10 protein-coding genes are annotated in these 12,352 nt (G+C 58.0%); all 10 read right to left on the bottom strand.

The genetic code is table 11. The features are described from left to right. Positions 1 to 6: 6 nt before the first annotated feature. Positions 7 to 1,449 carry an NADH-quinone oxidoreductase subunit NuoN gene (gene nuoN / locus ASF29_RS14600; protein WP_062451393.1) on the bottom strand — a complete coding sequence of 481 codons (1,443 nt, stop codon included), beginning with the start codon at positions 1,447 to 1,449 and terminating at the stop codon, positions 7 to 9. Positions 1,450 to 1,467: 18 nt separating this feature from the next. Then, positions 1,468 to 2,979, bottom strand: coding sequence for an NADH-quinone oxidoreductase subunit M (locus ASF29_RS14595; protein ID WP_062451392.1), 1,512 nt, complete (start codon positions 2,977 to 2,979; stop codon positions 1,468 to 1,470). Next, positions 2,979 to 4,976, bottom strand: a complete 1,998-nt coding sequence (gene nuoL / locus ASF29_RS14590; protein ID WP_062451391.1) for an NADH-quinone oxidoreductase subunit L — start codon at positions 4,974 to 4,976, stop codon at positions 2,979 to 2,981. The genes ASF29_RS14595 and nuoL overlap by 1 nt, the downstream gene beginning before the upstream one ends. Before the next feature lie 7 nt (positions 4,977 to 4,983). Next, positions 4,984 to 5,292 carry an NADH-quinone oxidoreductase subunit NuoK gene (gene nuoK, locus ASF29_RS14585; RefSeq protein ID WP_042619655.1) on the bottom strand — a complete coding sequence of 103 codons (309 nt, stop codon included), beginning with the start codon at positions 5,290 to 5,292 and terminating at the stop codon, positions 4,984 to 4,986. Positions 5,293 to 5,319: 27 nt separating this feature from the next. After that, entirely contained in the window at positions 5,320 to 5,934 is a 615-nt protein-coding gene (locus ASF29_RS14580; protein ID WP_062451390.1) for an NADH-quinone oxidoreductase subunit J, read from the bottom strand. Positions 5,935 to 6,069: 135 nt separating this feature from the next. Then, a complete protein-coding gene (gene nuoI, locus ASF29_RS14575) occupies positions 6,070 to 6,561 on the bottom strand; it encodes an NADH-quinone oxidoreductase subunit NuoI (protein WP_003512679.1) in 492 nt (163 codons plus the stop codon). A gap of 38 nt (positions 6,562 to 6,599) precedes the next feature. Continuing rightward, positions 6,600 to 7,643: an NADH-quinone oxidoreductase subunit NuoH gene (nuoH, locus tag ASF29_RS14570; protein WP_045230686.1), complete on the bottom strand. Its 1,044-nt coding sequence runs from the start codon at positions 7,641 to 7,643 to the stop codon at positions 6,600 to 6,602. 12 nt (positions 7,644 to 7,655) lie between these two features. Beyond that, entirely contained in the window at positions 7,656 to 9,737 is a 2,082-nt protein-coding gene (gene nuoG / locus ASF29_RS14565; protein WP_062451389.1) for an NADH-quinone oxidoreductase subunit NuoG, read from the bottom strand. A 172-nt stretch (positions 9,738 to 9,909) separates the two neighbouring features. Further along, positions 9,910 to 11,214, bottom strand: a complete 1,305-nt coding sequence (gene nuoF, locus ASF29_RS14560) for an NADH-quinone oxidoreductase subunit NuoF (RefSeq protein ID WP_062451388.1) — start codon at positions 11,212 to 11,214, stop codon at positions 9,910 to 9,912. 11 nt (positions 11,215 to 11,225) lie between these two features. Then, positions 11,226 to 12,344: an NADH-quinone oxidoreductase subunit E gene (locus ASF29_RS14555; protein WP_062451387.1), complete on the bottom strand. Its 1,119-nt coding sequence runs from the start codon at positions 12,342 to 12,344 to the stop codon at positions 11,226 to 11,228. Between the last annotated feature and the right edge of the window lie 8 nt (positions 12,345 to 12,352).

The following is a 12,352-nucleotide window of genomic DNA, read 5'->3' as shown; positions in this document are numbered from 1 at the left end:
TATCGCTCAAAAGAACGTCTTTGCAGCTGCGGTCACCGCGTTGCCCAGCACACCACCGAAGAGGATGAAGCCGAGAACGAAGAGGCCGGACAGCGCGTAAACGATGCGAAGTTCACCAGCGGCCTTTTCGAAGCCACCCTTTGCTTCATCGAACCACATGACCTTGACGATGCGCAGGTAGTAATAGGCACCCACGACCGAGGCGATCACGCCGATGACGGCGAGCGGGTAGAGATGCGCTTCGATGGCGGCCAGGAAGACGTAATACTTGCCGAAGAAGCCAGCCAGTGGCGGAATACCTGCAAGCGAGAACATCATGATGGTCATGACGAGCGCCATGAAGGGATTGGTGGAGGCCAGACCCGCGAGATCATCGACGTCCTCGACATTGCCGACATCCTTGCGGCGCATGGCGAGAATGCAGGCGAAGGTGCCGAGTGTCATGCCCATATAAACGGCCATGTAAAGCAGCACGCCGGCAACACCGGACTGGCTACCGGCGGCAAGACCCACCAGCGCATAACCCATGTGGCTGATGGACGAATAGGCCATCAGACGCTTGATGTTGCGCTGACCGATGGCCGCGAAGGCGCCGAGCAGCATGGAGGCGATGGAAACGAAAACTACGATCTGCTGCCAGTCGGCAAAGACAGGCTGGAACGCATCGACAACGATACGAACGAAGATCGCCATGGCGCCGACCTTTGGTGCAGCCGCCAGGAACGCCGTGACCGTTGTGGGTGCACCTTCATAAACGTCTGGCGTCCACATATGGAATGGAACGGCAGAGATCTTGAACGCCAGACCGGCAAGCACGAAGACCAGACCGAAAACAAGGCCGAGCGAGCGTGTCTCAGACGACAGAACGGCGGCGATTTCATTGAAGCCGGTGTTGCCGGTAAAGCCATAGACCAGCGACATGCCGTAGAGCAGCATGCCCGACGATAGCGCGCCGAGAACGAAATATTTCAGACCGGCTTCCGTCGAGCGCAGGCTTTCGCGGTTGATGGCGCAGATGACGTAAAGCGCCAGCGACTGCAGTTCCAGCGCCATGTAAAGCGAGATCAGGTTGTTGGCCGAGATCATCAGCAGAATGCCGAGCGTGGCGAGAACCAGCAACACGGGGAATTCGAAACGACCGATCGGCTCCACGCGGCTGTGACCGACCGACAGGATCATGGCGACGATGGCACCGATCAGCGCCAGCACCTTCATGAAGTTGCCGAAGGCGTCAGCGACGTAAACGCCACCGAAGGCCTCACCGGTGGCCGGTGCAAAGATGATCCACAGCCCGACGACGACCAGCAGTGCTACGGAAAGTCCCGTAACCGTATTGGTCGACTTGTCCCCGGAGAAGACCCCAATCATGAGCAGCACCAGAGCGCCGACCGCAAGGATCAGCTCGGGCGTCGCGATGCGCAGACTGGCAAAAAGAATTTCAGCGGTCATGTCCTACGGGTCCTGTCGTCAGTTCAGAGAAAGCGCAACATTCTGCGCTGCCTGCAATGCGGCCGTATAATTATTGATCAGAAGGTCCACCGACGCTGCCGTAGCATCGAAGACCGGTGCCGGATAGACGCCGAAGAAAATCGTCAGCACCACCAGCGGATAGAGAATGACCTTTTCGCGCGTCGAAAGGTCGAGCATGGACTTCAGGCTTTCCTTTTCCAGCGCACCGAAAATGACGCGGCGATAGAGCCACAGGGCGTAGGAGGCGGAAAGGATAACACCCGTTGCCGCGAATAGCGCAACCCAGGTGTTGGCGCGGAAGACGCCCACGATCGTCAGGAATTCACCGACGAAGCCGGATGTGCCGGGCAGACCGACATTGGCCATGGTGAAGACCATGAAGGCGACGGCATATTTCGGCATGTTGTTGACGAGACCGCCGTAAGCGGAAATCTCGCGGGTGTGCAGACGGTCATAGACGACGCCGACGCAGAGGAAGAGCGCACCGGAGACGATACCGTGCGACAGCATCTGGAAGATCGCACCCTGCACGCCCTGAACATTGGCGGCGAAGATACCCATGGTCACGTAGCCCATGTGGGCAACCGACGAATAGGCGATCAGCTTCTTGATGTCGTCCTGCATCATGGCAACCAGAGAGGTGTAGATGATGGCGAGAACCGACAGCGTGAAGACGAAGGGCGCAAAATAGTCCGAGGCAAGCGGGAACATCGACAGCGAGAAGCGGATGAAACCATAACCACCGAGCTTCAGCATGACACCGGCCAGAATGACCGACCCTGCGGTCGGGGCCTGAACGTGCGCATCGGGAAGCCAGGTGTGGACAGGCCACATCGGCATCTTGACCGCAAAGGCCGCAAAGCAGGCGAGCCAGAGCCACGTCTGCATGCCAGCCGGGAAGCCATGCTTCAGCAGTTCCGTCATGTCCGTCGTACCAGCCTGCCAGTACATCGCCATGATGGCGAGCATGGTCAGAACCGAACCCAGCAGCGTGTAGAGGAAGAACTTGTAGGAGGCGTAAACGCGATCCTTGCCGCCCCACACACCGATGATGATGAACATCGGAATGAGCGTTGCTTCGAAGAAGACATAGAAGAGAACCGTATCGAGCGCGACAAACACGCCGACCATGACCACTTCCAGAAGCAGGAAGGCGATCATATATTCCTTTATACGCTTCTCGATCGCGTTCCAGCTGGCCAGAACGCAGAAGGGCATCAAGAACGTCGTCAGGATGACGAACAGCATGGAGATGCCGTCGACACCCAGGTGATAGGCAGCAATATCACCGAACCATGCGTGCTTTTCCACCATCTGGAAGCCCGGGTTCGAATTGTCGAAACCGATCCAGACGAAGAGCGAGACGATGAAGGTGAAGACGGTCGTCAGCAGCGAAACGTTGAGAACGTTGCGGCGTCCGAACGGACCGTTCGCATTGGTCAGAAGCAGGAGCACCACGCCGACGAGCGGCAGGAAGGTGACCGTTGAAAGAATAGGCCAATCGGTCATTACAGGGCACTCCCGAGCATCATCCATGTGACAAGCCCGGCAATACCAATCAGCATCGCGAAGGCATAATGATAGAGGTAACCGGATTGCAGGCGAACGACGCGGTTGGTCACATCAGCCACGCGTGCGGCAATACCGTTGGGTCCGTAGTGGTCGATAACCGCGACGTCACCCTTCTTCCACAGGAAGCGGCCAAGCGCCTTTGCGGAACGAACGAAGAGGAAGTCGTAGAGTTCGTCGAAATACCACTTGTTGAGCAGGAACTGGTAAAGGCCACGGTTGGTCTCGGCCAGGCGCTTCGGCGTCTCAGGCGACTTGATGTAGAAGTACCATGCGGTGACGAAACCAAGCGCCATGGCGACGAACGGGCTCCACTTGACCCACAATGGAACGTGGTGGAACTCTTCGAGGATTTCGTTGGATGGAAGCGTGAAGAGTGCGCCCTTCCAGAATTCCGCATATTCATGGCCGAAGAAATAGCCTTCGAACACGACACCGGCGAGCACTGCACCGACCGTCAGAACGAAAAGCGGAATCAGCATCACCATCGGCGATTCATGGACGTGGTGCATGACATCTGCGGAAGCGCGCGGCTTGCCGAAGAAGGTCAGGAACGCCAGACGCCAGGAATAGAAGCTGGTGAACAACGCCGCGACGACCAGAAGCACGAAGGCGAAACCTGCGACCGCATTGTGTGAAGCATAGGCGGATTCGATGATCACGTCCTTGGAGAAGAAGCCCGCAAAGCCGATCATCGTGCCGGGAATACCAACGCCTGTCAGCGCCAGGGTGCCGACCGTCATCGTCCAGAAGGTGATGGGGATGTGCTTGCGCAGACCGCCCATGTGACGCATGTCCTGCTCGCCATCCACAGCGTGAATGACCGAACCGGCGCAAAGGAACAGCAGCGCCTTGAAGAAGGCGTGCGTGAAGAGGTGGAATACGGCAGCGCCATAAGCACCAGCACCGAGCGCCACGAACATGTAACCGAGCTGCGAGCAGGTCGAATAGGCAATGACGCGCTTGATATCGTTCTGAACCAGACCGACCGTTGCGGCAAAGAAAGCCGTGATCGCGCCAATCAGCATCACGAAAGTCAGGGCATCCTGCGACAGTTCGAAAATCGGCGACATGCGCGCAACGAGGAAGACACCAGCCGTGACCATGGTTGCGGCGTGGATAAGCGCCGAAACAGGTGTCGGGCCTTCCATCGCGTCCGGCAGCCATGTGTGCAGCAGGAACTGCGCCGACTTACCCATGGACCCCATGAACAGCAGCAGGCAAACGCCGGTGATGGCATGGGCCTTGTCCAGCTGCATGCCGAACAGGTTGATCACGACATCCGTCGATGCTGCGCCATCGGCAGGCAGATAGGTGCCAGCGGCTGCGAAGATCGTTTCGAAATTGACCGAGCCGAACAGCACGAACAGGCCGGAAATGCCGAGGATGAAGCCGAAGTCACCGACGCGGTTGACGATGAAGGCCTTCATGGCGGCAGCAGAAGCGGATGGCTTTTTGTACCAGAAACCGATCAGCAGATAGGACGCCAGACCAACACCTTCCCAGCCGAAGAACATCTGCAACAGGTTGTCGGATGTGACCAACATGAGCATGGCGAAAGTAAAGAGCGACAGGTAGGCGAAGAAGCGTGGACGATGCGGATCGTGGTGCATGTAGCCGATGGAATACAGATGCACGAGACAGGACACCGTGTTGACCACGACGAACATGACGGCCGTCAGCGTATCGATACGGAAGGCCCATTCGACATCGATGCCGCCGGACTGGATCCAGCGCAGCACGGTCACCTTGATGACTTCGCCTGCTTCATGGGTCAGCAGCGCAACATCAATGAACACGATCCAGGACAGGATCGCGACGACGATCATCAGGCCGGTTGTGACATATTCCGAGGCTTTGGCACCGATGGAGCGACCGAAAAGGCCAGCGATCAGGAAGCCGATCAGCGGAAGAAAGACGATAGCTTTGTAGATCATAGCCTTATCAGCCCTTCATCATATTGACGTCTTCCACGGCAATCGATCCGCGGTTGCGATAGAAGACAACGAGTATTGCAAGACCGATGGCCGCTTCCGCAGCAGCGACGGTCAGAATGAACAATGCGAAGACCTGGCCGACGATATCGTTGAGGAACGACGAGAACGCTACCATGTTGAGGTTGACCGCAAGCAGGATGAGTTCGATCGACATGAGGATGACGATGACGTTCTTACGGTTGAGAAAGATACCGAAGATGCCGATCGTGAAGAGGACCGCGCTGACCGTGAGGTAATGGGAAAGACCGATTTCCATATTCTATGTTCCTTGGATCCGTTCGCCTCAGATGCCCTGACCCGGCTTGACCTTGACCGTAGTCACGGCAGTCTTGGGGTCGCGACCAACCTGCTTGGAGATGTCCTGACGCTTGATATCGGTGCGGTGGCGCAACGTCAGCACGATGGCGCCGATCATGGCCACCAGCAGCACGAGACCGGCCAGCTGGAAGAAGTAGACGTAGTTCGTGTAGAGAACGTCACCGAGTGCTGCCGTGTTGGCGCGCTCCAGCGGGTTCGGGATCGGCATGGTGATCGATTTGGCCGCCTGCGGGTTGAGCACGCTGCCGCCCACGACGATGATGAGTTCTGCAGCCAGAATGATGCCGATCAGCGCGCCGATGGGCGCATATTGCAGCACGCCGGAGCGCAGCTCGGCAAAGTCCACATCCAGCATCATGACGACGAAGAGGAACAGTACCGCCACAGCGCCGACATAAACCACCAGCAAGATCATGGCGAGGAATTCAGCGCCCGTCAGCAGGAAGAGAGCGGCTGCGTTGAAAAAGGTCAAAATGAGGAAGAGAACCGAATGAACGGGGTTCTTCGAAGCAATGACCATGAACGCAGACGCCACGGCGACGAAAGCGAAGATGTAAAAGAATACAGCGTGCAGACCCATGTTGGTGCCTTTTTGTCCTCACCGGACAAACGCGACCCTGAAGCCGCATGCCCGTTTCGTTCCCGCCAGCGATAACCGACGGGCATTGACTGTTTTACCCTCTCCGAAGCAGCGCTCCGAAGACATCATGCTGCCTTAACGGTAAGGCGCATCCAGAGCAAGGTTGCGAGCGATTTCACGTTCCCAACGGTCGCCATTATCGAGAAGCCGTTGCTTGTCGAAATACAGCTCCTCGCGGGTTTCCGTGGCGAATTCGAAGTTCGGGCCTTCGACGATGGCATCGACCGGGCATGCTTCCTGGCAGAAGCCGCAATAAATGCACTTCACCATGTCGATATCGTAACGAACCGTGCGGCGCGTGCCATCGTTGCGGCGTGGGCCGGCTTCGATGGTAATGGCCTGGGCAGGACAGATCGCTTCGCACAGCTTGCAGGCGATGCAGCGTTCTTCACCGTTGGGATAACGGCGCAGAGCATGTTCGCCCCGGAAGCGCGGGCTGACCGGTCCCTTTTCGAAGGGGTAGTTCACCGTTGCCTTCTGTTTGAAGAAGTGACGCATCGTCAAGAAAATGGCGCCAACGAATTCCTTGAGGAACAGTGAATTGACGGCTTGGGAAAGACTGGCCATCTCAACCTCCAAATCTGCAAGCGAGGACTGCGGACATCTTATGCGCCCGCCGTCAGCTTGAGTACGAATGCAACAATCACGACCATGGCGAGCGACAGCGGCAGGAAGACCTTCCAGCCAAGGCGCATCAACTGGTCATAGCGGTAACGCGGGACGAATGCCTTCACCAGACCGAACATGAAGAACACCATGCCACCCTTGAGGATGAACCAGATGATACCCGGTACCCAGTTGAGGAACCAGACATCCACGATGGGAAGCCAGCCGCCCAGGAACAGGATGGTCGTCAGGCAGCACATCAGAACGATGGCAGCATATTCGCCCAGCATGAACATCATGTACGGGGTGGAGCCATACTCCACCATGTGACCGGCCACAAGTTCCGATTCCGCTTCGGGCAGATCGAAGGGTGGACGGTTGGTTTCAGCCAGGGCCGAAATGAAGAAGATGATGAACATGGGGAAGAGCGGCAACCAGTGCCAATCCAGGAACGATGCCGGCAGGCCGAGCGACGTGCCGATGCCCGAATGCTGCGCGTTGACAATGTCAGTCAGGTTCAGCGAACCGACGCAGAGCAGAACGGTGACGATGACGAGGCCGATGGAGACTTCGTAGGACACCATCTGCGCGGCAGAACGAAGCGCGCCGAGGAACGGATACTTCGAGTTCGAAGCCCAGCCACCCATGATGATGCCATAGACTTCCAGCGACGAGATCGCGAAGATGTAGAGAATGCCGACATTGATATTGGCGATGACCCAGCCCTGATTGAACGGGATCACGGCATAGGTGGCCAGAGCCAGCGTCACGGCAACCAGCGGCGCCAGCAGGAAAACGGCCTTGTTGGCACCGGATGGAATGACCGGCTCTTTCAGAATGAACTTCAAAAGGTCGGCGAAAGACTGGAAGAGACCGAAGGGACCAACGACGTTGGGACCACGGCGCAGCTGGACAGCCGCCCAGATCTTACGGTCTGCGAGCAGAAGGAAGGCGATCGACACCAGCAACAAAACGAGAAGAAGCAGGGACTGGCCGACAATAATCAGCGCTGGCCAGACGTAGCTCCAGAAAAACGATTCCATAGTCCCCTACCCTTACTCTGCCGCAGCCTTGAAATTGTTGCGGGCCAATGCGGAACATTCGGCCATGACGGCGGACGCTCTCGCAATCGGGTTCGTCAAATAAAAGTCCTTAACCGGCGAGGCAAAGCCCGCCTTGTTCAGGGTGCCAGCCTGTGTGGCCAGCGTTTCAATCGCTGCTGCGTCGGACACGGCAATCTCGTCAGCATCGGCAAAATGCGGATGCGCGATGTAAAGCTGGGCGCGCAGTGCAGACAGCGAGTCGAATGGCAGCTTGTGGCCAAGAACATCCGACAGGGCTCGCAAGATTGCCCAGTCTTCGCGGGCATCACCCGGTGCGAAACCGGCGCGGTTGCCCATCTGGACGCGACCTTCGGTGTTGACCCAGATACCGGACTTTTCGGTATAGGCCGCACCCGGCAGGATGACGTCGGCATTCATTGCGCCATTGTCGCCATGCGAGCCGATGTAAACCGTGAGCTTCGCGCTTTTTGCAGACAGATCGATTTCGTCAGCGCCGAGCAGGAAGAGAACCTCGGACGATGCAGCGATAGAAGCAGCATTGACCGACTTGTCTGCCGGAACGAAGCCGAGATCGAGACCACCGACGCGGGCAGCAGCCGTGTGGAGAACGGAGAAACCGTTCCATTCGCCCGAGACTGCACCGACAGAAACGGCAAGCTTTGCAGCCGCAGCCAGCACAGCCGCACCATCTTCACGCGACAGAGCGCCCTGCCCGACGATGATCATCGGGTTCTTGGCAACCTTCAGCTTTTCGATGAAGCTGTGCGAACCGGATGCCAGATCGGACAGTGTGTCCGTGCCGGAGCCGAGATATTCGTAGTCGTAACGCAGCTCGCCCGCTTCACCGATAACAGCGACCGGGAAGCCGCCACGACGCCAACGCTTGCGAATGCGTGCGTTGAGCACGGAAGCTTCGTAGCGCGGGTTGGAGCCGATGACCAGCAGCGCGTCGGCATGTTCGATGCCTTCGATGGTGGCGTTGAACAGATAGCTGGCACGACCGAGCGAAGGGTCAAGCGCTGTACCATCCTGGCGGCAATCGACATTTGTCGAACCGAGCGATGCCAGCAACGACTTCAATGCAAACATTTCTTCGACGGAAGCGAGATCGCCAGCGATAGCGCCGATCTTCTCACCGGAGGTCGAGGCAACGCCAGCCTTGATGGCGGCAAAAGCTTCGCCCCAGGTCGCAGGCTGCAAGCGGCCGTCCTTGCGAACGTAAGGCTTATCGAGACGCTGCGTCTTGAGACCATCCCAGATAAAGCGGCTCTTGTCAGAAATCCACTCTTCGTTGATGGCTTCGTTGACACGCGGCATGACGCGCATGACTTCGCGACCACGGGTATCGACGCGGATGGCAGAACCGAGCGCATCCATCACGTCGATGGTTTCGGTCTTGCCGAGTTCCCAAGGACGGGCGGTAAACGCAAATGGCTTGGATGTCAGCGCGCCGACTGGGCACAGGTCAACGACGTTGCCCTGAAGCTCTGAGGTCATAGCCTGTTCCAGATAGGTCGTGATCTCGGCATCTTCGCCGCGACCGATGAGGCCGAGTTCGGAAATACCAGCCACCTCAGTGGTGAAGCGAACGCAGCGCGTGCAGTGAATGCAGCGGTTCATGACAGTCTTGACGAGCGGTCCGATATATTTGTCTTCCACGGCGCGCTTGTTTTCAGCGTAACGCGAACCGGCGATACCGAAGGCCATGGCCTGGTCCTGAAGGTCGCATTCGCCACCCTGGTCGCAGATGGGACAATCGAGCGGGTGGTTGATGAGCAGGAATTCCATCACGCCTTCGCGGGCCTTCTTGACCATCGGCGTGTTGGTGAAAACTTCCGGCAATTCGCCGTTCGGGCCGCCGCGGATATCGCGCACGCCCATGGCGCAGGATGCAGCAGGCTTGGGCGGTCCGCCCTTCACCTCGATGAGACACATGCGGCAGTTACCCGCGACCGACAAACGCTCGTGAAAACAAAAGCGTGGAACTTCGGCACCAGCCTCCTCGCACGCCTGCAACAGCGTGAAATGATCTGGAACTTCGATCTCTTTACCGTCAACCTTGAGCTTTGTCATGGTCCTACTTACGTCCTGTTGCCTGTCCGTCCCGCACAGTCATGCGTTGCCCGACAAATCCTGATCGCACCCGGCAAGACTCACAAAGCGCCAGATGCTTTAACGATGTAAGGGACCGGTACACCCGATCCCCGCCCCTCGCAACACCCTTGAGGTGTTACTTTGGCCGGTGTTACTCGGCAGCCTCAAGCACAGCGCCATCATCCATGGCTCTGTAGGTATATTGATCGATCCGCTTTTCGATTTCCGGGCGGAAATTGCGGATCAGCGCCTGAACCGGCCATGCAGCCGCATCACCCAGCGCACAGATGGTGTGGCCTTCGATCTGCTTCGTCACTTCGAACAGCATATCGATTTCGCGCTTCTGCGCATTGCCCTTGACCATGCGCTCCAGCACGCGCCACATCCAGCCCGTGCCTTCACGGCAAGGGGTGCACTGGCCGCAGCTCTCGTGCTTGAAGAAGGCCGCGATACGGGCGATGGCCTTGATAACGTCGGTGGACTTGTCCATGACGATCATGCCGCCGGTGCCGAAGGAAGACTTCACTTCGCGCATACCGTCGAAGTCCATGATGGCGTCCTTCATGTCCTCACCGCGAACGATGGGGCAGGATGCGCCGCCAGGGATAACGCCGAGCAGATTGTCCCAACCACCGCGAATGCCACCACAGTGACGCTCGATCAGTTCCTTGAAGGACAGGCCCAGCGCATCTTCGAAAGTGCACGGACGCTCGACATGGCCGGAGACCATGAACAGCTTGGTGCCGACGTTGTTCGGACGACCGATGGAGGAGAACCACGATGCGCCACGACGAAGGATGGTCGGCGCAACGGCGATGGATTCGACGTTGTTGACCGTGGTCGGGCAACCGTAGAGACCCATATTAGCCGGGAACGGAGGCTTGAGGCGCGGCTGGCCCTTCTTGCCTTCGAGGCTTTCGAGAAGCGCCGTTTCCTCGCCACAGATGTAGGCACCTGCGCCGTGGTGAACGTAGATATCGAAATCCCAGCCGTTCTTGTTGTTTGCGCCCAGCAGACCGGCGTCATAGCACTCGTCGATTGCAGCCTGCAGCGCTTCACGTTCGCGCATATATTCGCCGCGAACATAGATATAAGCCGTATGCGCACCCATAGCGAAACCGGCGATAACGCAGCCTTCGATCAGCGTATGCGGATCGTGGCGCAGGATTTCGCGGTCCTTGCAGGTGCCGGGCTCGGATTCGTCGGCATTGACGACGAGGTAATGTGGACGACCGTCGCTTTCCTTCGGCATGAAGGACCATTTGAGGCCCGTCGGGAAGCCCGCACCACCACGACCACGAAGGCCGGATGCCTTCATCTCGTTGATGATCCAGTCCCGGCCTTTTTCGATGATCTGCTTTGTGCCATCCCAATGACCGCGTGCCAGCACACCCTTCAGCGAGGTGTCCTTAAGGCCGTAGAGATTGGTAAAGATACGATCCTGATCTTTTAACATGATTCAACCTCTTACCGCGGCTTCTTGCCGAAGACCTTGATATATTCGGCTTCGCCACCCTTGGCGAGCGCCTCGGCCTGACGGACCCAATCATCGCGATCGATACGGCCCTTGAAATTCAGATAACGATCGACCCACTGACGCTCTTCAGCAGACCAGCCGGCCACCTGCAAATAGGTGTAGATGCCAAGCTCGTTTAGCGTTGCCTCGGACTTCGGACCAACGCCGGAAATCAGCTTCAGATCGTCAACCTTTTCAGGTCTGTCGATCTTGCCGGGGCGGTTGGTGTCTTCCAGCGAAGGCTTAGGACTGGCCTTGACCTCGCCAGAGCCTTCCGACGCAGCCGCCTTGGCATTGCTTTCGGACGCTTTCGGATCGGTCACTGGCGTCTTCAGCTTCGGATCGGTTTCCGGTGTGTCGGTCTTCGGCTTGGCCGCATTGGATGGCGGCGTCGAAGCAGCGGCTTCAGGTGCAGCCGGAGCCTCGGCAGGCTTGTCGAGATTGGAGCGATCCGGCTTCGTCTCTTCCGTCAGCGTGGTGAGAGGACCGATCGGTGCCGACAGGTGGCGGTCGATCTGTGGACCCGTCTTGACGGTGTCGCCCTTGCCTGCCTCGAATGCATCGATGATCTCTTCCAGACGCTCGGGCGTCAGGTCTTCATAGGCATCCTTGAAGATGATGACCATCGGCGCGTTGACGCAGGCGCCCTGACACTCCACCTCTTCCCACGACAGCGTACCGCTCTCATTGGGTGTCAGCGGATCATGGTGGATCTTGTGACGGCAGACATCCATCAGCGCTTCGGAACCGCGCAGCATGCAGGGTGTGGTGCCACAGACCTGAATATGCGCCTTGGTGCCAACGGGCTTGATCTGAAACTGCGTATAGAACGTCGCCACTTCCAGCACGCGGATATAGGCCATATCCAGCATGTCGGCGATTTTCTCGATGGCGGCGCGGGTGACCCAGCCGTCCTGTTCCTGCGCACGCATCAGCAGCGGAATGACCGCAGACTGTTGACGGCCCGCAGGATATTTCTGGATCGTTTTTTCCGCCCAAGCGACATTCTCCGCGTTGAACGCGAAATCCACAGGCTGGAACTGATCTTCGGCTAGTCGACGAACGGACATACTTCCTC

Origin of the sequence: Rhizobium sp. Leaf262, from assembly GCF_001422245.1 — a bacterium.
Lineage (GTDB): Bacteria > Pseudomonadota > Alphaproteobacteria > Rhizobiales > Rhizobiaceae > Agrobacterium.
This window is presented reverse-complemented; position numbering and strand designations above follow the sequence as displayed.